28 protein-coding genes and 2 riboswitches are annotated in these 25,838 nt (G+C 41.1%); of the genes, 1 reads left to right on the top strand and 27 read right to left on the bottom strand.

Annotated elements, in window-relative coordinates; all coding sequences use genetic code 11:
* Positions 1 to 15: 15 nt before the first annotated feature.
* The 25 genes from cbiB to B1NLA3E_RS02170 form a co-directional block, all read right to left on the bottom strand.
* Positions 16 to 990, bottom strand: a complete 975-nt coding sequence (gene cbiB, locus B1NLA3E_RS02290) for an adenosylcobinamide-phosphate synthase CbiB (protein ID WP_015592246.1) — start codon at positions 988 to 990, stop codon at positions 16 to 18.
* An 8-nt stretch (positions 991 to 998) separates the two neighbouring features.
* A complete protein-coding gene (locus B1NLA3E_RS02285) occupies positions 999 to 1,700 on the bottom strand; it encodes an adenosylcobinamide amidohydrolase (RefSeq protein ID WP_015592245.1) in 702 nt (233 codons plus the stop codon).
* Positions 1,701 to 1,726: 26 nt separating this feature from the next.
* Positions 1,727 to 2,338 (bottom strand): histidine phosphatase family protein, encoded by a 612-nt coding sequence (locus B1NLA3E_RS02280; RefSeq protein ID WP_015592244.1) that lies wholly within the window; start codon positions 2,336 to 2,338, stop codon positions 1,727 to 1,729.
* Positions 2,338 to 3,078, bottom strand: coding sequence for an adenosylcobinamide-GDP ribazoletransferase (cobS, locus tag B1NLA3E_RS02275; protein ID WP_015592243.1), 741 nt, complete (start codon positions 3,076 to 3,078; stop codon positions 2,338 to 2,340). The genes B1NLA3E_RS02280 and cobS overlap by 1 nt, the downstream gene beginning before the upstream one ends.
* Entirely contained in the window at positions 3,075 to 3,614 is a 540-nt protein-coding gene (cobU, locus tag B1NLA3E_RS02270; RefSeq protein ID WP_015592242.1) for a bifunctional adenosylcobinamide kinase/adenosylcobinamide-phosphate guanylyltransferase, read from the bottom strand. The genes cobS and cobU overlap by 4 nt, the downstream gene beginning before the upstream one ends.
* A complete protein-coding gene (gene cobD / locus B1NLA3E_RS02265) occupies positions 3,605 to 4,717 on the bottom strand; it encodes a threonine-phosphate decarboxylase CobD (RefSeq protein WP_015592241.1) in 1,113 nt (370 codons plus the stop codon). The genes cobU and cobD overlap by 10 nt, the downstream gene beginning before the upstream one ends.
* Positions 4,717 to 5,265: a cob(I)yrinic acid a,c-diamide adenosyltransferase gene (gene cobO, locus B1NLA3E_RS02260; protein ID WP_015592240.1), complete on the bottom strand. Its 549-nt coding sequence runs from the start codon at positions 5,263 to 5,265 to the stop codon at positions 4,717 to 4,719. Before cobO ends, cobD begins: the two co-directional genes overlap by 1 nt.
* A gap of 23 nt (positions 5,266 to 5,288) precedes the next feature.
* Positions 5,289 to 6,047 carry a uroporphyrinogen-III C-methyltransferase gene (cobA, locus tag B1NLA3E_RS02255; RefSeq protein ID WP_015592239.1) on the bottom strand — a complete coding sequence of 253 codons (759 nt, stop codon included), beginning with the start codon at positions 6,045 to 6,047 and terminating at the stop codon, positions 5,289 to 5,291.
* 27 nt (positions 6,048 to 6,074) lie between these two features.
* Positions 6,075 to 7,118 (bottom strand): nicotinate-nucleotide--dimethylbenzimidazole phosphoribosyltransferase, encoded by a 1,044-nt coding sequence (gene cobT / locus B1NLA3E_RS02250; RefSeq protein WP_015592238.1) that lies wholly within the window; start codon positions 7,116 to 7,118, stop codon positions 6,075 to 6,077.
* Positions 7,099 to 8,634, bottom strand: a complete 1,536-nt coding sequence (locus B1NLA3E_RS02245) for a cobyric acid synthase (RefSeq protein WP_015592237.1) — start codon at positions 8,632 to 8,634, stop codon at positions 7,099 to 7,101. Before B1NLA3E_RS02245 ends, cobT begins: the two co-directional genes overlap by 20 nt.
* The gene (locus B1NLA3E_RS02240; RefSeq protein WP_015592236.1) at positions 8,627 to 9,997 is read right to left on the bottom strand and encodes a cobyrinate a,c-diamide synthase; all 1,371 of its coding nucleotides are present in this window, start codon (positions 9,995 to 9,997) and stop codon (positions 8,627 to 8,629) included. The genes B1NLA3E_RS02245 and B1NLA3E_RS02240 overlap by 8 nt, the downstream gene beginning before the upstream one ends.
* A gap of 33 nt (positions 9,998 to 10,030) precedes the next feature.
* Entirely contained in the window at positions 10,031 to 11,152 is a 1,122-nt protein-coding gene (locus tag B1NLA3E_RS02235; RefSeq protein ID WP_015592235.1) for a cobalt-precorrin 5A hydrolase, read from the bottom strand.
* Positions 11,149 to 11,925, bottom strand: a complete 777-nt coding sequence (gene cobM, locus B1NLA3E_RS02230; RefSeq protein WP_015592234.1) for a precorrin-4 C(11)-methyltransferase — start codon at positions 11,923 to 11,925, stop codon at positions 11,149 to 11,151. The genes B1NLA3E_RS02235 and cobM overlap by 4 nt, the downstream gene beginning before the upstream one ends.
* A 1-nt stretch (position 11,926) precedes the next feature.
* Complete coding sequence (cobI, locus tag B1NLA3E_RS02225) at positions 11,927 to 12,628, bottom strand: precorrin-2 C(20)-methyltransferase (RefSeq protein ID WP_015592233.1); 702 nt, start codon at positions 12,626 to 12,628, stop codon at positions 11,927 to 11,929.
* Positions 12,629 to 12,633: 5 nt separating this feature from the next.
* Positions 12,634 to 13,839, bottom strand: coding sequence for a precorrin-6y C5,15-methyltransferase (decarboxylating) subunit CbiE (gene cbiE / locus B1NLA3E_RS02220; RefSeq protein ID WP_015592232.1), 1,206 nt, complete (start codon positions 13,837 to 13,839; stop codon positions 12,634 to 12,636).
* Positions 13,823 to 14,941: a cobalt-precorrin-5B (C(1))-methyltransferase gene (locus B1NLA3E_RS02215; protein ID WP_015592231.1), complete on the bottom strand. Its 1,119-nt coding sequence runs from the start codon at positions 14,939 to 14,941 to the stop codon at positions 13,823 to 13,825. Before B1NLA3E_RS02215 ends, cbiE begins: the two co-directional genes overlap by 17 nt.
* A gap of 248 nt (positions 14,942 to 15,189) precedes the next feature.
* The gene (locus B1NLA3E_RS02210) at positions 15,190 to 15,837 is read right to left on the bottom strand and encodes a precorrin-8X methylmutase (protein ID WP_015592230.1); all 648 of its coding nucleotides are present in this window, start codon (positions 15,835 to 15,837) and stop codon (positions 15,190 to 15,192) included.
* Positions 15,838 to 16,060: 223 nt separating this feature from the next.
* On the bottom strand, positions 16,061 to 16,834 hold the full coding sequence (gene cobK / locus B1NLA3E_RS02205; protein ID WP_015592228.1) for a precorrin-6A reductase: 774 nt from the start codon (positions 16,832 to 16,834) through the stop codon (positions 16,061 to 16,063).
* Positions 16,831 to 17,754 carry a sirohydrochlorin chelatase gene (locus tag B1NLA3E_RS02200; RefSeq protein WP_015592227.1) on the bottom strand — a complete coding sequence of 308 codons (924 nt, stop codon included), beginning with the start codon at positions 17,752 to 17,754 and terminating at the stop codon, positions 16,831 to 16,833. Before B1NLA3E_RS02200 ends, cobK begins: the two co-directional genes overlap by 4 nt.
* 45 nt (positions 17,755 to 17,799) lie before the next feature.
* Complete coding sequence (gene cobJ / locus B1NLA3E_RS02195) at positions 17,800 to 19,449, bottom strand: precorrin-3B C(17)-methyltransferase (RefSeq protein ID WP_015592226.1); 1,650 nt, start codon at positions 19,447 to 19,449, stop codon at positions 17,800 to 17,802.
* A gap of 1 nt (position 19,450) precedes the next feature.
* Entirely contained in the window at positions 19,451 to 20,164 is a 714-nt protein-coding gene (locus B1NLA3E_RS02190) for a HoxN/HupN/NixA family nickel/cobalt transporter (RefSeq protein ID WP_015592225.1), read from the bottom strand.
* A gap of 128 nt (positions 20,165 to 20,292) precedes the next feature.
* Positions 20,293 to 20,483: riboswitch (cobalamin riboswitch) on the bottom strand.
* 116 nt (positions 20,484 to 20,599) lie between these two features.
* A riboswitch (cobalamin riboswitch) is annotated at positions 20,600 to 20,800 on the bottom strand.
* Positions 20,801 to 20,911: 111 nt separating this feature from the next.
* Positions 20,912 to 21,535: an exonuclease domain-containing protein gene (locus tag B1NLA3E_RS02185; RefSeq protein WP_187292142.1), complete on the bottom strand. Its 624-nt coding sequence runs from the start codon at positions 21,533 to 21,535 to the stop codon at positions 20,912 to 20,914.
* Positions 21,536 to 21,772: 237 nt separating this feature from the next.
* Complete coding sequence (locus tag B1NLA3E_RS02180) at positions 21,773 to 22,174, bottom strand: DUF3147 family protein (protein ID WP_041580228.1); 402 nt, start codon at positions 22,172 to 22,174, stop codon at positions 21,773 to 21,775.
* 12 nt (positions 22,175 to 22,186) lie between these two features.
* Positions 22,187 to 22,552 (bottom strand): DUF3147 family protein, encoded by a 366-nt coding sequence (locus B1NLA3E_RS02175; protein WP_015592222.1) that lies wholly within the window; start codon positions 22,550 to 22,552, stop codon positions 22,187 to 22,189.
* Entirely contained in the window at positions 22,552 to 23,382 is an 831-nt protein-coding gene (locus tag B1NLA3E_RS02170) for a formate/nitrite transporter family protein (RefSeq protein ID WP_015592221.1), read from the bottom strand. Before B1NLA3E_RS02170 ends, B1NLA3E_RS02175 begins: the two co-directional genes overlap by 1 nt.
* 311 nt (positions 23,383 to 23,693) lie before the next feature.
* Between B1NLA3E_RS02170 and B1NLA3E_RS02165 the strand changes: the two genes are divergently transcribed.
* Positions 23,694 to 24,638 (top strand): DMT family transporter, encoded by a 945-nt coding sequence (locus B1NLA3E_RS02165; protein ID WP_442852649.1) that lies wholly within the window; start codon positions 23,694 to 23,696, stop codon positions 24,636 to 24,638.
* Positions 24,639 to 24,737: 99 nt separating this feature from the next.
* Here the strand turns inward: B1NLA3E_RS02165 and B1NLA3E_RS02160 are convergent, their stop codons facing one another.
* The gene (locus tag B1NLA3E_RS02160) at positions 24,738 to 25,325 is read right to left on the bottom strand and encodes a hypothetical protein (protein WP_015592219.1); all 588 of its coding nucleotides are present in this window, start codon (positions 25,323 to 25,325) and stop codon (positions 24,738 to 24,740) included.
* Positions 25,306 to 25,746: a helix-turn-helix transcriptional regulator gene (locus B1NLA3E_RS02155; RefSeq protein WP_015592218.1), complete on the bottom strand. Its 441-nt coding sequence runs from the start codon at positions 25,744 to 25,746 to the stop codon at positions 25,306 to 25,308. The genes B1NLA3E_RS02160 and B1NLA3E_RS02155 overlap by 20 nt, the downstream gene beginning before the upstream one ends.
* Positions 25,747 to 25,838 lie beyond the last annotated feature (92 nt).

Raw genomic sequence — 25,838 nt, 5'->3', positions numbered from 1 at the left:
CTCAGTTCTCCCGAATTATCCTAAACCTATGTAAATATGAAATATCAATGAAAGGATGATAAAAAAAACCGTACAAAGCATCGAAGTAAGTTTCATAATTTTTACTGTTTTAATAATATCATTCGCTTCAAGCAGTCGGGTTGGTTCGCCCATTTTTGCCCGATTAGAGGCAATACCTTGATAAAAATTGGTTCCACCAAGCTGCACTCCTAAGGCACCCGCCACACCAGCCTCTGTGATCCCACTATTTGGACTCGGATGAAGCCTAGCATCACGTTTAATCATTCTCCATGCATTCCTCACGGCTAATTTTTCCAACCAACAAGCACCTAAAAGCAATATAGCTGTAAATCGAGCTGGAATATAATTCAACACATCGTCCAATCGTGCTGAAGCCCAGCCAAGGTTTTGATATTTCTCATTCTTATACCCAACCATTGAGTCTAAAGTATTTGTAGCGCGGTATGCCATTGCAAGAGGAGCACCCCCAATAAGAGCAAAAAATAAAGGAGATATAATCGCATCAACAATATTTTCTGCAACTGTTTCCACTGTTCCCCGTGAAATCTCGCTTTCATCCAGTTGCTCCGTATCGCGTCCGACAATCATCGCTAAGCTCTTTCGGGCATTGTCTATGTCTTTATTTTTCAAAAATCGGTAAACTTCCATTCCGGCATCCCCAAGACCTTTTGTTGCAATGGTTGTTGAAATTAACCAAATTTCTAAGGCAGTAGCAGCCAAAGGATGAATAAAACTAACTACATATAGTATAAATTCAACAATTACATATGTTCCACCAACTATGATTAACGGGAACAACAGACCTGCAAACTTAAGAAATTTCTCTTGTTTTACAATCTTTCGAATCAAACTTTCCAATAAACTAATCCCTTTACCAATGATCACGACGGGATGTAATAATATTCGAGGATCACCGACGATTCGATCAACTAAATAGGCTATAAAGATATAAATTGCATTAGACAGCATCGTATCACCTAATCCTCCAAATTCCTTATTACTTCACAAGTTGCATTATATACAAGGCATCCAATTGCATTTCCAATTGATGTTGCTACACCCGAGTATTGATGAGTAGGATACTTCACTTTGTTTTGACTTACCGCCAAAACTACCGAATCAGTAGTAGTTCCTGTCGCAATATCTCCGTCCTCATCAGTAATATTTAAGTCTTGCAAAGCTGCAGTTTTCGCTTCTGTGGCTGTAATGATCCCATTTACCATTGCTGAATGCGAGAGACAGCTATCTATAAATAATAGCGTATTTATCGTTCCAACCTCATAAGCTGAGTAGGTCTTTCTTTTTTTCCCAGCCTTAGCAGCATTTCCAACCCCGGCCGTCACGCAACAAACGATGCGGAACTCATCGCCAATCATCTCTTGAATCGATGCAATATGAATATAGGCTGCCGTTTGTAATCCAAGTGAATAAGTAACAGGGTAGCCCCATTCTGCTAGCTTTTGTTCCATCAATTTTGTTGGATCACTTGAGGAATAATCGAGCGGAACCTTCCAGTTCACAAAATGACTAACTTGTTTCATTCCACCACCATACACCGCACTGCTTATCGTTTCCAGTGGCGTTGAATGGTGAAACAACAGATAATCCTGTTTTTTCTCAATCAGCAGCTCTGGCCAAACAGTAGACTGATAGGTATTCTTATTTTTGAAGGGTTGCATTTTTTATTCCCCGCAATCACTTACTTCTATGTAACGAACTTTACTGTACTAAACTCTTGTGTTTGCTTATCATATTGAACGACTATTCCAGTCCCGTGTTTAATCCCTTCAATATTCCAAAACTGTTTTGGATCACCCTGGAGCCACTTACTCCTAAACCACCGGATCGGACCACCATGACAGACAATTAAAATATTTTCAACATCACCTGCTTGATGCAATATCTGTTTTAACCAAGTATCAAAACGCGCCCCAAGAGCGAGCAGGGTTTCACCATTAGGAGGAGAAACCTCAAACGGATTATCGACCCAAGAAGTCACTAGAACTGGATTGGTCTCCATGATTCGTTCATACGTCATACACTCCCAGTCCCCAAAATTCATCTCTCGAAGTGAGGGTACTGGAGTGGGTGGATTGAGCAATAAACTAGTCCTAATAATTTGTGCAGTCTCTTGAGCTCTTTTTAAATCACTAGAGTAAAATGAGGTAATATTTTCACTAAAATAAACCGGAAATTGCTTAGTGAAATTTACAATTTGCTGCCTTCCTAGGTCGTTTAAGGAAGGATCAGTATGTCCCAGATAACGATTAGCAGCATTCTCATCCGTTTGTCCATGTCTAACAAAAATAATTTGCATTACATTACCCTCCAAATCGCTAAAGACACAAACAGAAATACAACTTCACTCCACTCGATTAGCGCGCCATAACAATCGCCTGTGAGCATGTCCAGTTTTTTATAAATATTGAAGACTAATAGCCCACTAAAGATTGCCGTACATCCTAGTACAAGAATCCCATTTATATCTAGTAAATAATAACTCATTGCGGATATTGTTGTAAAATTCAAAATTATAATTGGTAAAGATAAATAAGTACGAAGCCCCTCACCAATTCCCCCTTGCTTACGATATGGGAAAAAGCGGATGGCCATGATGAGCAATAGCCGTGCGACTAGAGGACTGATTAGGAGTATAATCGCTAAACCCTGGCGCAACAATTCATATACTGCCACCCATTTACCGGCAAGTAAACAAATACCGGCAATGACGCCCATCGCCCCAACTCGGCTGTCTTTCATGATTTCTAATATTTGCTCCCGACTGCGATTGCTCCCAAATCCGTCGGCTAAATCCATCCAGCCGTCAATATGTAAACCACCTGTCACCCAAATCCAAACAAGCACAACTAAGAAAGCTGTGACGGTTGTCGGAAATAGAAATTCTAGCCCCAGTGTGGCAAGATACAATAATCCGCCAATCACGAAACCAACCAATGGGAAAAATACCGCACTTTTATGCCAATCGGTTTTAGACGTTTGGAGTTGCGGTAATGGAATTCTTGTTAGAAACATGAGTGCGACAAAGAATGCTCTCATGGCTTTAGCCTCAGTGGTAACCCCGATAACACAGCGTAGGCCTCATCTGCCTCTTGTGCTATTAGTTGATTGCATTTTCCAAGGGTATCATGGAAAAATCGCCCTAACGGCGACATGGCTACTCCTCCTAGACCAACCTCACTGGAAACGACGATGATTTGTTGAGGCGCTTTTTTAACAAAAGAAAGCCATTCAGTCACCTCATTCAAAATATCCTGCCGCTGTTTTCCGTTATGAAGTTCCTCCTCAGGAATCCTCATACATCGATTTGTCAGCCAAGTTGAAAAACAATCTACTAAAACGACATCATAATCTCTGTACCTAGCGCAGGCAGAAACAAGCTCATACGGCTTTTCAATAACACCCCAATCATTCGGGCGGCGTTGTTGGTGCGCCTTTATTCGGGCTAACATTTCGTTATCCGTGTTTACTCCAAATGCAACATACAAAACAGGTCGACCGAACTTCGTGGCTAGATTTTCAGCGAACTCACTTTTCCCAGACCTGACCCCTCCTGTTATATAGGTTAACGACATTTTCCCCAATTCCTCTCTTCAACAACTTCTTGTAAAGCGGCAAGGAGTTCATCATTTTCTTGCTTTGTTCGAACGGCAATCCTAAAATCATGATCACTTAACCCTGGATACATCGAGCAGGAACGAATCATGACTCCTTTTTGGCCCATTTCCCACTGGAGATCACCGGTAGTAATCGACTCCGGTAATCGTACTAATAGAAAATTGGCTTGTCCCGGAAAAACAAACCAACCAAACTTCTCTTCGATTGAACTTTTAAGGAAGGTCCGTTGTTCCGTAATAAGAGATATTGTCTTTGCTTCATAATCAATTTCATCCAAACAAATTTCTCCAGCCACAAGCGCCATCTGATTAACACTCCACGTTACTTGTTTTGCTTGTAATCTTGAAATAATATCGGGCTGCGATAAAGCATATCCAAGACGCAACCCAGGAATCGCATAAAACTTAGTCATAGATCGGACGATAATAAGATTTTTGTATTTTGCTAATTTTGGAAGCAAGGTAATTTGCTGTCCGTTCGGGAGAAAATCAATAAATGCTTCATCGATCACTAAATAGGTGCTTGTCTTTTCAGCATGCTCAACGATTTCCACAAGTTCATCTATACTGTAAGTTACCCCAGTAGGGTTATTCGGGTGCCCGATAAAGGCGAGATCTACTTCACCAAAAAGAGCAAATAAATCGGCGAGTTCCGGTTTAAATTGGTGCTCTACCCTACCATAACATGCCTTTATTTTTGCACCGAATGCAGTTGATAGTTTTTCATATTCGGAAAAACAAGGATACACCACACCCACTGTTTTTGGTTGTAGCGCTAGAATAATTAATGCCATACATTCCGCAGCTCCGTTACCAATAACCAGTTGTTCTTCCATAGCCCCAAGTCTTTGGGCAAGTTTCGTCCTTAACCCGCGCTGGGCTGGGTCCGGATAATGAACGATCGTATCAAGTTGGTCGCGGAGAGCCTGCATCACCCGTGGAGGTGGTCCCAGTGGATTAATATTTGCACTAAAATCTAACCGAGGCGCAGATCCCAATCCGAATTCGCTTTGTGCTGTCAGAAGATCTCCGCCATGACCATATTTCTCAATCCATGCCATTAAAACTCAATTCCTTTCACCGCTGGAACCCCATCCTGGTAATAATGCTTTATTTCTGTCATTTCAGTCACTAAGTCAGCATTTGCAATAATCTCTTCCTTAGCAGACCGACCAGTAATGATGAGGTGCATGGCCTGGGGGCGGTTTTGGATTAACTCAACAACCTCGTGTAATGGCAGAACATCCTCGACTGGAAAGCTATTGATTGCCAGGGCATTGTTTAATTCATCTAAAATGACTACATCGTACTCGCCGGAAAAAGCCTTTTCCTTTGCGAATGCCCACCCCTTTTGGAGTGCCGCTCGATGCTCTTCAGGAGTTTTCGTCCATGTAAATCCAATTCCGACTTGATACATTTCGATACCGATTTTGGAAAACATTGTTTTCTCACCAGACATGCGATTAGGTGACTTAATGAATTGAATCATGACTACTCGCTTCCCCTGGCCAGTTGCCCGAATCGCAAGACCTAACGCCGCAGTTGTTTTACCCTTGCCATTTCCGGTGTACACAAGCACTAGCCCTTGTTGTTGCGATTTTAAGCTCATTGTTTCTCCCTACCTTCGTCCAATTACCCTTCAAACTCTGGAAACCATTTGATTTTTTCTCTTAAATTAACGACTTCCCCAACAAGGATGATAGCCGGATGTGTAATTTGAGCGTTTGCCACTACATCCTCGATGGTCGCTAAATTGCCCGTAACGGTCTTTTGTTTTTTAGTTGTGCCCCATTGAATAACAGCTACTGGTGTTGCTGCACTTTTCCCATGGGCAATTAGATTTTCACAAATATTACTTAAATTCCCAATCCCCATATAAAAAGCAATTGTATCAATACCGCTGGCAAGTGCTGACCAGTTAATATGGTCCTCGTTCTTTTCGGCGCGACCGTGCCCTGTCACCATCGCAAACGTCGAAGCAAAATCACGATGGGTGACTGGAATTCCGGCGTATGTTGCGGCAGCAATCCCTGATGTGATCCCCGGAACAATTTCGTAGGGAATGCCTTGCTCTGCCAATATTTCCGCTTCTTCGCCAACTCGACCAAACACACAAGGGTCACCACCCTTTAACCTAGTAACGGTCTTCCCTTTTTGGGCTTGTTCCACTAAATGCACATGAATTTGCTCTTGAATGATGCCATGCATACCAGGAAGCTTTCCAACAAATATTAGCTCGGCATCAGGTTTGGCATACGATAACAATTGTTCATTTACTAACCGGTCATAAAGGATGACATCCGCTTTTTGAATGCATTCCATTCCATATACTGTGATAAGCTTTGGGTCTCCAGGACCCGCTCCTACAAGATAAACTTTTCCGTTAGTCATAGACGAGACTTCCCTCCTTTTTGCATCCTATTCTTTTCCAGACACACCTGCTGAAGAGAATGTCGCCATTTCTTTTAACATTAACACTGCTGATTGTAAAATAGGAAACGCTACCGCTGCTCCGGTTCCTTCTCCTAAACGGAATCCTAAATCAAGAAGCGGTTTTTTACCGAGCATATTAATAGCGATTTCATGTCCTACCTCAACAGAACGGTGACCGACTATCATATAATCTCTAGCATTATTACTAATTTCCGTAGCAAGCAAGGCTGAAACCGTACAAATGAAACCATCAACAAGAATCGGAACCTGATTTTCTGCTGCCGCAAGCATCGCGCCAGTCATCGCCGCAATTTCTAATCCCCCCACTTTCGCTAATACATCCAGTGGATCATTTCGATCAGGGTTCCTTGCCTCGATTCCTCGTTTAATCACAGCTTGCTTATGGTTGATTTGGTCAGCTGCGATTCCAGTTCCAGCACCAACTAGCTCCGTGATGTCTTTTCCGCTTAGCACTGCTAAAATTGCACTGCTTGGAGTTGTGTTGCCAATCCCCATTTCACCAACGATCAGGCATTTAGCCCCTTGCTTAATGATATTTTCAGCACGTTCATAACCAACGGCAATTGCTTGTTCTGCTTCTGCTCTTGTCATGGCATCCTGTTCGCAGAAATTTCTTGTACCTTTACGGACCTTTTTATTAACTAGTCCCTCATCATTCATGTCTGATGCTACTCCAACATCAACAATTTCAAGTTCAGCACCGATCTGGCGGCTAAATACATTGATTCCAGCGCCACCTTGAAGGAAGTTTATCACCATTTGCGCCGTTACTTCCTGCGGATAGGCGGACACACCCTCTTCAACAATTCCGTGGTCACCCGCAAAGACAATCACGCCTGGCGGGGTAACTGTAGGGAAGGCTTCTCCGGTAATTTCGCCGAGCTGGATTGCGATTTCTTCTAATCTACCAAGACTTCCAAGCGGCTTTGTTAACGTATTAATATACTCGGCAACCTTTTTTCCATTTTCTCTATTTACTGGTTGAATATCAGCGAAACGTTTGTTCATTGTTTTCCATCCTCCTATTTTGATATTCTTGCATTTTCTGCTCAATTAGGTCCATTTTCACATGGTTTCTGACATGGTCAGCCAACTTGTCGAACGCTTCCTCTCGCAACTGATTGAAAGAAATCCGGTCGTAAATTGGGGTTAGCCCTTTTCTGTGGCGAATCTCATTTAGTAGTACTTCCCGAAAATCATCATTATGAAAAATCCCATGGAAATACGTACCGACAACCGTTTCATCACTATTTTTACAGCCATCCTTACCGGCTTCTGTTGTGATAAGCTGACTATTTTCTTCCTCAACTTGCGAGACTCCCATATGAATCTCGTACCCTTTTATATTAAATATTTTACCACATGAGGATAACATACCCTCTGACTGAACTGTTGTTTTATCATTTGTAATCGTTGTGGTTACCGGTAACAAACCTAGACCGTCCGTATATTCAAGTGTTGACTCTATTCCAAGTGGGTCAGCAATCGTACGCCCTAGCATTTGATAGCCACCACAAATACCGAAAATATTTGTTCGTTTCTTATTATGTAAATCCACTATTCTTTCAGCTAGACCACTTTCTCGTAAAAATTGAAAGTCTTCAATCGTATTTTTACTCCCTGGCAAAATAATCAGATCTGGCTCTAACAACTGATCGACACTTGTAATAAACCGAACATGACAATCAGACTCTACAAAAAATGGATCAACATCGGTGAAATTAGAGATTTTCGGATATTGGATGACAGCTATATCCACATCCTTTTCTGTATTTTTCTGTGCCGTATATTGTGATAATACAACTGAATCCTCGGCATCAATATTCAAATTTTGCAAATAGGGAATCACGCCAAGGACTGGTTTTCCTGTATAATCCTCTAACCAATCTAGCCCCGATTCTAGCAGACTAATGTCGCCACGGAATTTGTTAATGATCACCCCCACAACACGGTCGCGATCCTCCGGTTCCAACAGCTGCAAGGTCCCGACAATGCTGGCAAATACGCCCCCTTTTTCAATATCCCCTATTAAAATAACCGGTGCATTAGCCATTCGTGCTACTCTCATGTTCACTAATTCACGATCATTAAGATTGATTTCTGCAGGACTGCCTGCCCCTTCAATCACAATTCGCTCATATTGTTCTGAAAGGTTGTGGAACGAGTCTTGAATGATTTGAAATCCCGTTTCAAAAAATTCCTGCCGATAAACTCCGGCTTCCATATTTTTATACGGTCTCCCATGCACAACAATTTGTGCTTGATTTCCGCGATTTGGTTTAAGCAAAATCGGATTCATATCTGTAGTGGCCATAACCCCCGCCGCCTCCGCTTGAACGCCTTGAGCGCGGCCAATCTCTTTTCCATCAACCGTGATATACGAATTTAACGCCATATTTTGTGACTTAAACGGCACTGTTTTCCAGCCATCCTGAGCAAAAATACGACAAAAGGCTGTGACAATGACACTTTTTCCAGCGTCCGAATGTGTTCCTTGAAACATGATTGGCAGGGCTTTAGCCATTAGGATTTATCTCCTTACATTTCGTTATCCAGTTTTCTACCATTTCCGAGCAGGACCCAAAATGAAAATGAGTATAGCCAGCAATCAGGTTCTCCTTCATATATCCCTCTTGTTTCGTTCCGCGCATCCCTTTTGTTTGATAAGCGTAGTGAATGTCCGAGGTCGGCTGGAAGGTTGAATAATGAAATTCATGCCCCTTTGCCAGTAAATTTCCGTTTAATAAAAAGTTTCCTGTTGCCCCTGTTACTTCCCGATAACCAAGCGCAGCTAATTTTGATTGCATTTTTACCGTTCCAGGAATTAATCCAACCATTTCATATTTTTGGTGATTAGTTGTTTCAATTGCCTCCGTTAAAAACATAAACCCACCGCATTCAGCCAAGGTTGGTAGTCCATTTTCGATTGCGGCTTTGATTGATTGTTTTACTGCAGTTTGTTGGGCGAGTTCCTCTGCAAACTCCTCTGGAAATCCCCCACCAAGATATAGTCCTTGGATTCGATCTGGGAGAGTTTCTCCTGATAAAGGTGAAAACGGAACAATTTCTGCGCCATATGCTTCTAACATATCAATATTTTCTTGATAGTAAAAGTTAAAAGCCGCGTCTTTTGCAACTGCAATTCGCACTGATGGCTCTTGTTTTTGAACAAACTGACTCTGTTCGATTTCTAACGCTGGTGCTTGAGCTAACTGAAATAGGCGGTCCACATCAACTGTTTCTTGGACTAAAGAGGCTAATTTTTCGAAAAATGGCTCAAGCTCGCCTCGTTCCACGGACGGAACCAAGCCGAGGTGACGCTCTGGGATGGTGAGTTCATCATCTCTTTTTAAAAAACCAATAACTGGAATTCCGCATTCCTGTTCAATCGCCTTTTTCACAAGCTTGTAATGTCCCTCACTCCCAACCCGGTTTGCAATGACTGCGACAATATTTGTTTCCTCGTCAAAAACTTGAAAGCCCTTGACAATCGCCGCCGCGCTGCGAGCCATACTGGCACAATTGACGATTAGCACAACAGGGCTTTTGGAAATCATACTAATCTCTGCCGTTGTCCCCGAATTATTCGTTGGATCCTTCCCGTCAAAAAAACCCATCACACCTTCGATAATCGAAATATCTGCACCGGCACTACCTCGGTTAATGATTTCTTTTACCATTTCAGCATTTAGCATCCAGCTGTCTACATTTCTTGAAGGTCTTCCGGTAACAGCAGTATGATAGGTTGGATCAATATAATCAGGTCCACATTTAAATCCTTGAACGACGTAGCCTTTGTTTCTAAGCGCCGCCATTAGGCCGATCGTTACAGTCGTTTTTCCAACACCGCTTCCCGTTCCGGCAATTACCAGTCTCCGACTAGACATTCATGTTTCCTCCCCGCTTCATATCCTGCGCACCTAATATGGGATGACCGCGACGGATATCGTGACATTTCCCGATTTTTTCTTTACAAGAGTAAGCTGCTCGGCCCCACTATATAATCGTGCTGCCGGTTCACTTACCCCATAGGCACCTGTATATTTGAACACCGTCTCCGATGGCTGAGCACATTTCATCGTATTTAATTGACTAGGAGGATAATAGACAAACTCCCAGCCATATTTATTAACAATTTCAAGCAGACCGACTTCATCCTTTTTCAAATCAATTGTGCAAAGTGCTTTAACACTTTTGATTGAAAAATTAAGTTCAGCTAACGTCTCGATGATGACTGCTTCTATTTCCTCAGGTGACGTTCCCCGATTACAGCCCATCCCAATTGCCAGGACCTTTGGTCGATACAAAACTCCATTTTTAAGGATTTCAGCTTCTGTTTCGGTTAACAAACGATGGGTAATCACTAGTGCAGCCGAGTGTGACTTTTTTTGGGCCTGAGCAACCGATGGATAAACTGTAAATTGGTCTGGAAGTGGGCGGTCGTACGTCCACCACTCTGTTTCTCCCGATTCTTGCACGATCGCTACTTTCTCTTCATTAACAACCGCAGCACTGACCGGGGTTAATTTTTCCGCTGAATCCCAAACCCAGCCAAACCGTTTCCCAAACAAGTCAACCGGGATTGTTTGTTGAACATCAGAGGCCGTGGTAATAACGGGGCGCGCACCTAGAGCGGCCGCTACTTCTTGCGTTAGCTCATTGGCTCCACCGAGATGTCCTGACAACACACTGATTACATTTTCACCACGATCGTCTATCACAACAACGGCTGGGTCTACTTTTTTATCTTTTAACAAAGGGGCAATCATCCGAACAACAGCCCCTAAGGAAATAATGATGATTAATCCTTGGTACTTTGGAAAAAGGGCTGGAAAAAGTAGACGAACACTTCCCGTAAAGGTCTGAATGCCAAGTCCTTGTTCATCACCTTTCGTGAATTTATCCATATAATAAATGTCAGCGTTTTGAAACGATCGCCCTAGCTTTCGGGCGATGTCTGTTCCATGTTTGGTGATGGCTACAATGGCATAGTTTCCCTGCTGATTGATAGTTGGGAGTACCCCTTCTTTAAGAGTAATCATTTAACATCAATCTTCCGACGAAATCCATGGGTAAAATGTTTATCATATAGCTTGGAGCGATAATCCTTATTGTGAATATTTTCATCAAGAGCCCAGCCTGCTAAAATCATTGCTTGGCTGCGAATCCCGTTGCTACGCATATCTTCATCTAGCCTTTCTACCGTAGTACGGATAATCTTTTGATCGGGCCAGGTCGCTTTATAAACCACTACAACTGGAGTATCTTTACTCCAACCCGCATCAATTAATTCCTTGATGACCTTTTTTGTTAATGTGGCACTTAAAAACAAGGCAATCGTACATTGGTGTTCGGCTAAATCACGCAACTTTTCCAATTCTGGAACGGGAGTACGTCCTTCTGCTCTTGTTAAAATAACCGTTTGAGTTAAGTCTGGAATGGTCAACTCTGCCTCAGCAGCGGCGGCTGACGCAAACACCGAACTAACGCCCGGAATAATTTCAACGGAGATTCCTGCTTTTTTAACAAGGGCAATTTGTTCCATAATCGCCCCATACATCGCTGGGTCGCCAGTATGAACTCGAACCACCTTTTGACCCTGCTCAATTCGTTCGACCATGATTCCGACCATCTCTTCTAAATGCATTCCAGCAGTTTTCAAAATTTCCGCTGATGGTTTAGATTTTTTAATGAGTTCTTCACTTACAAGCGAATCGGCATAAAGAACAACATCCGCTTCCTGTAGCAATCTCAAACCTTTAACTGTAATCAAATCTGGGTCGCCAGGTCCTGCACCTATTATGTAAAGTTTCATCTTATTTTCTCACCACCATTAATGTTAAATATTCAAGCTCGACACCATCAAGCTCTGTTGCTTTCCATATAACTTCTTCATCTGAAGTAACCTTGGTTACCACTGATGCCTTATCAAGCAAATCCATGTCACGTAAAAGTTCTAGCATCGGCTCAATTACCTTTGCCACTTTGATAAAAATAACGCAGTCATTGTCCTGAAGCACTTTTTTCATCGCTTCATAGTCATCCCGTGCCGGCACAATCGCCACCTGTTCATCCCCATCAGCAAGTGGAATTCCCAGTCTTGAAGCTGCCCCATTGATGGATGAAATTCCTGGTACAACTTCAATCCTCACCTCAGGATAACGTTCCTGCATCAGACGCATCATGTGAATAAAAGTGCTGTATAATAATGGGTCGCCTTCCGTTACAAACGCGACATCCTTTCCTTGCTGCAGCTTTTCCCAAACGCTCTCAACCGTTTCATTCCACTTCTTGTCTAGAATGCCTTGGTCCTTTGTCATCGGAAACACAAGTCCGATTAGTTCCTTTTCTTCTGGTTTGAAATAGGCATCGATAATTTTTTGGGCGTAACTTTTACTTCCACGCTGTTTTTTAGGGTAAGCGACCACCGCTGACTCCTTTAATTTCCTAAATGCCTTTACTGTAATCAATTCTGGGTCGCCAGGGCCAACCCCTAGTCCGTATAATGTACCAATCATGGTTTTCATCCTTCCTCACGCTCTGCAGCAATGATGTAAATTGGATTTAATGCGTCAAACCGCGTCAAATTTAAGATCGGCTGACTTCTAGAAATTTGTACTAAGGTTATTTCCGTTTTAAAGCCTCGTTCTTTAAAGTCCGCCATTGCTTGAGCTAAATTTTCAATCGTGACAGCGTTCAAGACAATTCGTCCGTTTGGTTTCAAACGACTGCAGCATACATCTAAAATCCCCGCCATTCCTCCACCGGTACCGCCTATGAATACGGAATCAGGGTCAGGAAACTCAGCTAACCGTTCAGGTGCCTTTCCTTGGACTACCGTTGCATCGACACGAAACTTCGCTAGATTTTTGTGACAGTTTTCAAGATCTGCCTCGTTCTTTTCAATCGCATAGATACTTCCTTCACGAGCGACTTTACCTGCTTCAATCGCTACTGAACCAGTACAAGTCCCAATATCCCAAACAACACTGTTTTCCTTTAACTTTAGGGCGCTAATGCTTAATGTCCGGATTTCTTTTTTCGTAATCAAACCTTTTAATGGTTTCCGTTGAATAAATTCTTGATCCTCAATTCCAATCGACCACGACGGTCCCTCAGTTATTTTCTTTAAAAGAACCACATTTAACGGGGAAAACTCCTCGTCGGCCATATCCGCTAGGTTAAACCAACGACAACGTTCATTTGTTCCACCTAAATTTTCAGCAACAAAAGCCTTATATTCAGTCATTCCGAACGATAATAAATAGTTGGCTATTTTGTTAGGCGAGTTTTTTTCATCTGTTAAAATGGCGACCTTTCCTTTGCCGTCTATTCGCTGCGCTAACCCCTTCATACTCCGGCCATGAATGCTAGTCAGATAAGCATCCTGCCAGCTTTCACCCATCCTAGCAAATGCCAACTGAATCGAACTCACATTTGGATAAACCTCAATTGGTAGTTTACTAGCTAAGTAGCTACCTACCCCATAAAACAAGGGGTCACCGGAGGCTAGAATGACGACATTTCTATTTTCCGTTTGCAGTCTTTCTGCAAGTGAAGAAAGACTCCCCTCGATATTCACCTTGTCTCCGCTGTAATCGGGAAAAAAGGAAAGATGACGTTTGCCACCGATAAGTATTTCGCTCTCGTTAATCCATTCTTGATAAAGTGGTAACAGGCTTTGTTTACCATCATCGCCCATTCCAATCATTTTAATTGATTTCGTCATTTCGGACCGCCTCTCCTAAAAACTCCCCTTTTAGTGTATATAAAGAGGTGCTCACTTCGATGCCCCCGCCAGCTTCCTGTCGTGCAGACAAACAGCAATAATCGCAAAGTATTGCGAAAAATAGTAAATGGCCTGATGTGACCATCATATCGCCCACCTGCGATGCCGTATTAGCCTGGAGGATCTTTTCTAATAAAGGCTCTGGTGCGCCAGCTTCTGCTGCAATTTTTGCCAAAAAGGAAAAATCAACAGGTGCACTTTTGGAATGAACCATCATTACACCTTGAGCCACCTTGGAAAATTTACCCATCATTCCGACCATGGATACCCTTTTCACCCCAAGGCGTTTACACTGCTTAAGCGTAAAACCAACAAAGTCACCCATTTCGATAAACGCTTCTTTTGGGAGATGTGGAAATTGTTTCATTCCATACTTTTCACTGCGCCCACCTGTGGTAATGACAAGATGGTCACAGCGGCTTGCCCTGGCAACGTGAATCGCTTGGACAATACTTGCTTTATAGGCTGACGTCGAAAATGGGATGACAACACCTCGCGTCCCTAAAATTGAAATACCGCCAATAATGCCCAATCGTCCATTTAAAGTCTTTTTAGCAATTTCTTCTCCGTCTGGGACAGAAATGACGATGGTTATTCCTCGGTTGATTTTGAACTCCTTCAGCACTTCTTCTGCCGTCTCTTTCATCATCTTTCGCGGCACTGGGTTAATTGCCGCTTGACCAACCTGAATTGGCAAACCTTCTTTTGTGACTCTGCCAACGCCAATACCACCATCTATGGTAATTTCTTGTTGCGCTGACCATGTGACCGTTGCGATAATTTCCGCTCCATGAGTCGCATCCGGATCATCCCCGCCATCTTTGATAACGGTTGATGTAGCAGTTGTTTCTGTCACTTCGCTGTTCTCAATATGAAAAGTAACAAACCGACCAACTGGCAGATAGATGGTCGCTTCTGTTTGTATTTCTCCGGTAATTAATGCCGTTAACGCCGCTTTTGTGGCTGCTGTGGCACAGGCACCTGTTGTATATCCTTGTCTTAACTTTTTTGATTGGGGTGTGTCTAGCTGAGTTTCGGTCATCGCTTACCTTGATTCCTCGCTTGGTTCCATGATTTTTTAGAAAAAGAAATATATCAGGAAAAATAGGGAATATATCAGTAAAAAAAAGAATATATCAGTAAATTCTAGGATATATCAGTAAAAACACCTAATATATCAGTAAAAAATTCATTTTATCAGCAAACTGACTTATATTGGGAATTAAATCCTAATAGCACCCATTTCCAAGGGATATTTTTACAAAAATAGGTTTAAACTTCGGTCATCGCTTAACCCTGATCTGCAAGAAGTGTAATGGCATTAAGTGCTGCCACGGTAACGGTACTGCCACCCTTTCTGCCGATATTAGTGATAAACGGAATGTCTAACTTTGCCAACTCTTCCTTTGATTCAGCTGCAGATACAAATCCAACTGGTAAACCGATGACCAATCCTGGCTTTGCTTCGCCTTCTTTTATAAGACGGATAAGTTCTAATAATGCGGTCGGTGCATTTCCGATTGCAAAAATACCGCCATCAGCCTCATGGATTGCTTTTCTCATCGAAATAATCGCCCTTGTTGTATTCAGTCGTTTTGCTTCTACTACAACATCAGGATCAGAAATATAGACCTTAACATCTCCACCGAACTTTTCGATTCTAGTTTTATTTACCCCACTTTGAATCATTTGGACGTCAGCAACGACCCTTTTACCGCTTCGAATGGCATTGATACCCGCTGTGATTGCATCACGGTGAAATAATAAGCTTTTTCCTAGGTCAAAATCAGCTGAAGCATGAATCACACGTTGTGCTACTCGGTATTGTTCAGGTGTAAATGGGTGATCCCCTATCTCCTCATCAATCATTTGAAAACTTACTGCTTCTATTTGCTGTGGCTGTACAGTTACCGGTTTAAATTCAGTTCGAAAATCCATTTAGGCCCAACTCCCCTTGTTAATATTTTTTAATTAGGCTCTGTTAAACTAGAATGTTGATTTCCGTTCCAGGCACTCGCTTTCCGCGGGCGGTCCGGGAGCCTCCTCGGCGCTTTCGCCTGCGGGGTCTCCCGTGACTCGCTTCTCCCGCAGGAGTCTCGCGCCTTCCACTCCAATCAACATTGTGCAAAAAATCAACATTGAGCTTTAACACTGCCTTTAATTAAGTAACGGTGACATAACAACGTTTTAGTGCTTCGACTACATTAGAAAAATTACGGTATACCTGTCCATAGTTGATTTGTGGACGGCCAATTAAGATTATTTCAATACCTAATTCCTTGGCTGCCGCAACCTTTTCATTTACAGACCCTATTTGTCCGCTTTCTTTGGTGATCATTAATGTAACGCCATACTGCTTATAAAGGGCAAGATCAAATTCCTTCGTAAACGGCCCTTGAATGGCGATGATATTTTTTGGGGGGAAGCCTAGCTTTTCGCATTTCTCCAAATTATCCAAACGAGGAAGCATGCGAGCTATAAGTCTAACTTCCGGGATGTTTAACAATTTCTCAGTAAAAATTTGTAGTGTTTTACTGCCTGTTGTCAACATAATGACGCCCTTTTTTAGGGAAGCAATTTCTGCTGCCTCCTGGTAACTATCAACAATCGTCAGCTTTTCATATTCGAATGTTTGGGAATCCCGTTCATACCGAATGTATGGCACATTTGCTTGTTTAGCAGCATACATTGCATTTCTTGAGGCCTCTTCGGCAAATGGGTGGCTCGCATCGACTACCACTTTTATCCCTTTTTCGTCTATTAATCTAGTCATTTCTGAATCGGTTAACCTTCCCACTCCCACATCGATGTCCGCTTGTCGTAATTCATTGGCTGCATTTTCAGTCACTACAGTGGAAAGCAAAGAGTACCCAGATTTCTTGATTTCTATCGCCAGTGCCCGCGCATCACTCGTTCCTGCTAAAACGAGAATCATCTCGGTAGCCCTACATTTTGTTTGTGGTCGTGATCATGGTGATGCCCGTGATCGTGATCATGACTATGCCCGTGGTCGTGATCATGACTATGCCCGTGGTCATGACTATGATGGATATGCTCCATTGCATCGATTCGATATTGACATGTATCGCAGTTCATTTTCACTTCATCCTGGAGCGCCTCTTGGACGCGATCCATTAAAATGGTTTCTAATTTTGGATGAAACCCGAAATAACCTGCTAATTTAAACTCTACCCCAGGATATTTCGTTTGAAATTGCCCAATCATTTTTTCGAGCCGTTTGATTAAAATACCTGTAAACAGAAAGTAAGGTAAAATGACGATTCTTTTTGCCCCGAGCTTAATGCAACGTTCTATCCCCTCATTAACAAGCGGATTTGTAACACCCATAAAAGCCGATTCTACTAATTCATACTTGGTTTTTTCCCAAAACAATCTGCTCATTTTATATAAATCACTGTTGGCATCAGGGTCACTTCCACCTCGTCCTAACAACAACACAGCAGAATTTTCAGCAGGCTTTTCAATATCCTCACCAATTTCTGATAGTCTTGTTGCTAAAATCGAGATGGTTTCCTCATGAATCCCAATCGGTCTACCATAAGTAAACTGGACCTGTGGGTATTTTTTGCGTGCTGCGTCTATTGCTGTTGGGATATGAATCTTTGAATGACCAGCCGGAAGTAGCATAATGGGAATGACCACAATATGACTAGCCCCTTTATTCACACATGTATCCATTCCTTGATACATATTAGGTAGCTCAAATTCTAAAAAGCTGGTTTCGACTAATAATGAATCGTCTAAGCGATCCCGCATGTTTCCAATAAATTGGCGTACTTGATCGTTCCCTTCCGAATCCCTGCTTCCATGCCCTACAAATAAAATTGCTTGCAAAATATTTCCCCCTTTGTACGATGGTTGGTGCACTTTGGTTATTAATTATTCACCACACGCTGCTTCTGCTATTTGTAGCTTCGGCATAATATCTACAAAAATAAAACCTTCTACTTGTTTTACCCGTTTAAAAAACTTATAAAAACGCTCATTTGGGTAGGCTCTATTGTTATAGTCAGCAATAATATTTTCAACAATGCCCACTATTTTGGAAGGGTCAATTCCCTCAGCCACGATTTGTCCAGGATGAGCCGTTCGACCGGCAGTTTTACCACCAATAAATAAATCAAATGCTCCTTGACGATAGACAATCCCAATGTCCTCTTTTACAGCACCGTAACACGCCATACCGCAGCCATTAAAACCAAGTTTGAGTTCTTTAGGAAGTTCCATTCCTCCAAGCCGATTTTGTAGTTCTTCTGCATAAGGAATTGGATCTCGCTTGTCCCCATCACAAAAATCGCACGCTTTGACCGTCAAAACATCACCTACAGGCGAAAGAATGAACCCGGCTTCGGTTAGGATTTTAATGATTTGATTAGGGTCTGAAGTGGGTACTTGAAGTTTCATATTGTGATCTTGGGTGTATTCGATAACCCCCTTTTCACCGACTACCTCTGCTAAAATAATCATTTGCTTTGCGGTGAACTGTTTATTGGCAACACCAGGGCTTACAGCTAGTTCGAAAATTTGATCAAACGTTTGATTAGTTGCGGAACGCTCTATTTGATCAAACGTTTGATTAGTTACAGAAAGTCCAATTTGTTCATGTTTTTCACTCGAAACAGCTTTCAAAGCTAGTTCTGCTATTTCTCTTAAAGAGACTTCAGCCTTATGTTCATTTTGCTGACCTATCGCTTGGCTAAACTGTTCAAGAGCCCATGGCTCGGCATCCTTTTGCAGACGTTGATGAAGCTTAAGTGGTTGCTCCGTTTGACCTAAAGTGTATTTCCGCTGATATCCTCTTGGTGTAATCATTAATCCTTCATATAAAAATGTTGCTGAATTTCCGATGATAACTGTTGTTAACATCCCAATCTCATGTTCTAGCATTTCTTTTAAGTTCGTGACAATCACTTGTTGGCGGTCACGATACGCACTTTTTACTAATCCGACAGGAGTTTCAGGCGAACGATATTTTAATAGAATTTTTTGGGCCTCTTCGATTTGTCTCGTTCTTCTTCCACTTTTCGGATTATAAAGAGCGATGACAAAATCAGTACTAGCAGCTGCTTCAATTCTTTTTTCAATTAAATTCCATGGTGTTAAATGATCACTCAAACTGATTGTACAAGCATCATGCATCACGGGGGCCCCGAGTAAGGATGCACAGGAATTAATGGCCGAGATACCTGGAATAATTTCAACCTCAACACCTGTCTCTTTTTTCCAGCCTTTTTCAATTAACACTTCATAGATTAGCCCTGCCATACCGTACACCCCAGCGTCCCCACTAGAAATAACCGCCACTTTGTTACCAAGTTCGGCCTGCTTAACTGCCTCCTGGGCCCGGCTCACCTCTTCAGTCATACCCGTGCTAATAATCTCCTGGTCTGTTAATAGACCTTCTATTAAGTCAACATACGTACTATAACCAATCACCATATTACTTTCTTTGATTGCTTCACGCGCCCGATCGGTCACATGATCAAAACTACCTGGTCCAAATCCAATTACCAGCAACTTTCCTTTCAACTCAAACTCCCCCTTTTATGATCTCAACGAGCATATTTAAACCTAGCCCCAAACTATACAGCCCTGTCACAAAGCCGAGCACAAGAAAAAGGTTCTTTTTCAGCCTTGCTTTCAAAAATCCCCAAGTCAGTAATATGGCGATGAGCATGGTTGAGATTAACAATCCTACTACAAACAAAATCAATTGAACTGTGGCTGTTTCAAAATTATTACCACCACTTACATTTGTAAGTACAGCTATTTGTGTTGGACTTTCTACCCCAATACCATGAATGGTTCCGATAATGGCTGCACTTAAGATACCTATTTTGAATGATGAAAGGTTTTTACCTTTTTCTATAAGGTTTGTTTTTTGTATTAATTTCCCGAAAAACTGGAAAACAATCTGTACCCTGCTTTTATATTTGTAATCTCCTTTTTGCCGAAACAACGAATAAATCATAAATCCCCCAAGAATAATCAGCGTAACGCATACTAATCCCTCCATCACTTCCCGGGTTGAGTCAGGCATTTCTAAACCTAAATAGATGGATATCAAGCCAATCAAGAACACTATTGTGCCATGCCCTAATGCATACATCACTCCGAGCGAAATTTGTTTCCGTTTTTTTTCCTCGCTCCCAACCATATCGGCAATCGCCGCAACATGGTCACCGTCTACACCATGTTTCATTCCTAATAAAATGGCTAACAATGCAAAAGTAAAAAGTTTCACTTCCCGTCCCCCCTTTAAAAGCCAAAAGCACCCCTACCAAAGTAGGGGTGCATAAATAAATACATACATACAAAACAGCATTGTATTGCATTCAATCAGCACTTCCACCCATAGGCCCGTAGGTTTACAGAAGTGTCTAGGTCAAGGCAGGTCTCCTGACTTTGGATCATCATATCATTGCGTCTTCCCAACAAATGTTAGTGACAATAGGCAATGATACTCACCATTACAGTGGCGGGTACCGTGACGGATTATTACCGTACTTCCCTTTTCACGCAATCCATTCAAGCGATTGCGCACCTTTTCCTAAACATTATTTAGTTGTTTCCAAAGGAATTAAAAAATCCATCCAACAAAAATTGGATGGATAAAACGAAAGCAAACATAGTTTCTTAAGTTGCTATCGTTTCACATCCTCAATCCCCGAAGAAGTTGAAACTCATTTCAATTAAGCTAGGTCTCCTGACTCGTGTATCGTCCTACTCAAGGACCTTCCCGTACAATATACCTCCTCAAGGAAAAGTATTTTTATACAGTGGTTCTCCTTTTTCGTCCACACTTACAGTTGCGGGGGCAGTTCTGGATTTTACCAGATTCCCTATTAAGCCGAATGGCACCTTAATTTACTACGAAAATATTAACTTTTTTGGATATTACAATTTCAAATTGAAACTATCATACATGTTATCTTAATATTCTCCATTTTTCAACAACTAAATGAATAATTTGGAAAATAGTTGTTTCATATCAAAGATGGATTCTCTTTATTTTGGCTGTTGCAGGTTGATATCTTCGCATCGGGCCATATTCAAGTGCCTCTCTCAGGTAGAGATCTCCATTTGGATTTGATTTTTTTAACAACTCCATTAAATAGGTAATATCATCAAGAGCTCTATGTGTTTGATAATCGGTAATATTATGTGCACTCAATAAGGTTAGTAGCTTACTATTCGGAAAACCGTAACCCTTCCATTTAATACTTCTCATCGTACAATACCAATTTAATTCATTCACTTCCGGATACATTCGATAAAGGAAACTTCGGTCGAAAGAAGCATTATGAGCAAAAACCGCATCTGATTGACTAAAGTACGATTTAATTTTCCCATCCAAAAAGCTTTTTCCAGCAACTAATTCAAATGGGATCCCGTGAACTCGGTAAGCATTGTCATAATTTCTAATGGCCGATGCAGATAGCGGTTCTCGTAAAAACGAGTCTTGGTCTAGAATGTCGATTATTTCGCCTGTTTCTTCTCGATAAGAGAATAAATTTAAAGCTATTTCAATTATTTCATCAGAATCTGGACCTAATCCAGTTGTCTCAACGTCAACCAACAAACCTACCTTATTCTGCTTTTTCAAATTCCTCATCCTTTAACCTTTAATATATATGATCATATAATAACTGTAGTTTATTTTACAGCGTTAGCCTATTTATTTTTAGGCTGTGTTAAATTAGAGTGTTGATTTCCGCTTTCAATCAACTTTGTGCAAAAAATCAACATTGAGCTTTAACACAGACTTTAAAAAAAGGTCTGAATCCAGATTTTGGAATCAGACCTTTTTTCTTTAATTGTCCTGCTCAAGCCGCTAAATGACTTGTGGACTTCATTTACCAAGCGCTTCCGCTTTTCCTATGAAATTGCTCCGGACTACACGGGTTTTTAGTTTATCTCTAAATAAGGCGATCGATATAGAGCTTCCAAGCCATAATGCCAGTCCTAAGATAATGCTTAACATCCATTGATGACTCATTTGTAAAACCAGTAAAACCGTTAAAACGCAAACAACTCCACCAATCATTCCAAATACTGACCCGCTAGCAATTCTTGCTGCCTTTTTTGACCCGGATGCAATCCCGACCATTAATACTGCGGTAAGCATTACAGCTGGAAACGCGGCAAAAATTCCCGCTAATATCTTCCATGGTGAAAATACCGTGACTAGATAGCTGAACATGACGGCAGTCCCGCCAAGTAAAAATCGAATTAACAAATCATGTTTATTCATGATTCCCACCTTTTAAAAAGTATGTGATGTGAGGAATACGACCACAATCGATACGGCAAACCAGCATAAAACGGTTTGAACAAGCCCAAGCTTCCACCCTTGTCTCGGTAATATATAACCAGCAACAATCGCCACTAGAATATTAATCCCCATGCCAATCATTGCCCCTTTGGACAGAAGAATAGAATGACTAATCAACTCTTCTCCATTAAAATCCAAGCGATTCGTTAGTAATGCAGCCAGATAAACAGCTGGAAATGCAGCAAAGATTCCGCCTGCCTTTTCTCCAAGCTTCCTTGCCACAAGGGTGGCGACAACGACGGCGGTTCCACCTAGAAGGAACCTGATCAATAGGGCAGTGAGCGATACCCCAGTCATTACATTCCGCCTCTCTTTATGGCAGAAACATTTGATTTTTGTACTTGAGGCTCAATTTTCACAAGGCTTTTCTTATATGCTTGATAATAAGCTAGGGCAACAAAGACTGATCCCCCAACTGCATTTCCTAAAAAGACAGGAACGAAGTTATGAAGATATTCAATCCAAGTGAAGTGACCTGCAAAAATAGCCGCCGGAATGACAAACATATTTGCCACAACGTGTTGAAATCCAATTGCCACAAAAGTCATCGTCGGGAACCAAATTCCAAGAATTTTTCCCGTCATATCCTCTGAACCGTAGGATAACCAAACTGCAGCAGCAACCAGCCAATTGCAGCCAATTCCTGAGAAGAAAGCTTGTGCAAAAGTAACATCTAACTTATGTTCTGCGATACTTACCGTTTTTTCTAAAAAAGGAGCAGTTTCGGTGAGTCCAACAATATGACCAAAAACATAAGCTACAAAAATAGCTCCAATAAAATTACTAACCGTGATTAAAAACCAATTATAGATCAGCTGTTTTGTAGTTATTTTCCCTGCCAGCCTGGCTAATGGTACAGCCATCATATTTCCGGTTAATAGTTCTCCGCCTGCAATTAAAGTTAAAATAAGTCCGATTGGAAAAAGAGATGCTCCTAAAATAGAGCCAATCCCGGCAAAATCTCCTGTTAATGTAGCGGTAACACGAATAAAAAGCAGGTATCCTAATGAGATAAATGCGCCTGCCTGGAACCCCAATATTACAGTTTTCAACAATGGATATTTTGTTTTTTTCGTCCCATTCTCAACCGTAATGCTGGCAATTTGTTCCGGCTTGTAAAACGACATGTTGATCAGTTCCTTTCAAAGACCAGAAATAATATTTTAAATATAATTTTTTGTGAAGTACGTAACAGATATATTTACCCTTCATTATTTTAACTCATTTTATTTAAGCTTCCTGTGAACTTTTTGCTAATGTTTATGTAACGCTTACATTTCCATTTATACCACTTCGATGAAATTGATATCCTTGCTTTGCTGTTAGGAATGGATTGCCAGGTAATCTATTTCCAAAAATTTTCCCACCATATTAAATACTTTTATATTACAATGATTATTATCATGTAAAAAATCTCGAACTAACTGAATTGAAAGAAGTGAAAGTATTGGTAACACGAAATAAGAAATTGATTTACTTAACCTTAATTTTGGTTATGGCAGCTTGGGGATTAAATGTCATCGCTACAAAATTAATTGTAACAACCTTTATGCCAGTGACTGTGACAGCTTTTCGTATCTTTACTGCTGGAGTTTGTGTGTTTATCATTCTTGCCTTAATGAAAAAAGTACGACTTCCGTCAAAAAGGGAATTTAAATTTATCATCATCGGGGCCATTTTTAATGTTGTTGGCCATCATTACTTTTTATCGATTGGACTTAAAACCACGACTGCCTCGAATGGTGGACTTATTCTAGGATTGGGACCTTTATTAACAACTATTCTAGCAATTATCTTTTTAGGAAGCTCGATTACGATGGCTCGAATTGTTGGCGTAATACTTGGGTTCACAGGAGTAGCCTTAGTGGTTTTGAAAAATGGAAGTATCGGTTCGGTGTCAATCGGGGATCTTTATGTATTTCTGGCAATTCTTTCACAGGCAATCAGCTTTATTTTTATCAGTAAGATATCCAGATCCTTAGATCCAAGGCTTATGACAGGTTATATGCTTTTAATTGGTTCTGGGGTTTTATTTCTGATTAGCTTAGTGGAGGAGCCAAACGGTCTTAACAGTTTAGCGGAAGGGTCATTTAACATCTGGATGGTATTTTTTGCTTCTGCTTTTATTGCAACCGCACTAGGTCATATGGTCTACAACTTTGCAATAGGCCAAATTGGGGCTGCTGAAGCATCCGTTTTTATTAATTTAAATCCATTCTTTGCCCTCATCAGTGCAGTCATCTTCTTAAATGAACAAATTGTTGCTACCCAGATTATTGGCTTCCTATTAATTATAGCAGGCGTTCTGATTGGCTCAGACATCTGGAAAGTAATCATCAAAAACTCACGACAAAGAAAAAACAAACAAAGAATAAGTGCCTGACCCCCACTACGTTTATGCGGTAACGCACCGGGGGTCAGGCACCATATGTCGCGATAATACGCTAATGTACTAAACAACCAAGGCTAAGCCTCAGGTATTTTATTTAATGCTAGTTAGTATTTTAAAGCTTTCTTCAAAGCGATTAAGAAGGTTTTTTTGGCTGTCACGAGCTAGTTTAGCATATTCATTCGTAACCTTTTGCCATCCGCCTCTTCTTTCACGTGAATATTGGATGAATGATTCACTGTTTTCTTCGATTCCTTTTTCAAAACGATCTAATAGATCAAAAGTAGATTTAATTGGTGTTAATGCGATTTTTTCAAAGCGAGTTGACACGTCGTTTAATTGGTCTGTCAGCTCAGAAAAGTTTAATTCATCTTTCACGCCATTCTTACTTGCAAAATTGCTAACCCCTTTAACAATCTCGCTGTTTGTTTCTTTTGATTCACGATATATACTGCTTAATGATTTTCTGAACTCTTGATTTAATTTAATCACTTCTTTAAGAGATTTCAGATAAGCATCTTCACGATCTTCGCTAAATTGGTTTGATCTCTCTAAACTTTCTTCATATTGATCCCAAACTGTTTCAACAAATAATTCCGTCGCATTTGTTTCTGCTTTAGGCTCAGTTCTTTTTTGAGCTGTTTTTAAAACCTCTACTTGTTCATTCTTCTTCGGATTCATTATGATTTCTCCCCTTGTCCGCATTTTTTTCCCTATTGTATCCTTCTGTTTTAAAAGAAGGGATATAGAGCTCAAGAAAACTAGAATACATGTTAAAAAATTGGTCTAACATAGATTGGTAACCTTCTAGTTGATTTGCATAGCCCTTCAAGTATGAAACACCTACTGAAGTAATCGTGTAACGCCTTTTTGCCGGGCCAGCACCGGTTGTATCCCATTCTGATTTTACTAAATCTTCTTTTTCAAGTTGACGTAACAGCCGATATAAGTTGCCTTGGTCAATGGTATGAAAGCCGAATGCTTGCAGCTTCTGATTTAGCTCATATCCATGAAGAGACATTTTGCTAAGAAGCAATAATATGAACGGCATTACAAAATTTTTCGATGGCTGAATGGCTTGATTTTCATTATCTTTTGCCAAGTGCTTTCCACCTCCACTTGTCTATATATGTATTTTACACCTATAGGCAATTTTCTGTCAAATTAAACATATATATAAATTAATAATATTTT

The organism is Bacillus sp. 1NLA3E (assembly GCF_000242895.2).
In the GTDB taxonomy this organism is placed as follows: Bacteria; Bacillota; Bacilli; order Bacillales; family Cytobacillaceae; genus Bacillus_BU.
Note: the sequence above shows the minus strand (reverse complement) of the source record. Positions and strands in the feature narration are given on the sequence as shown.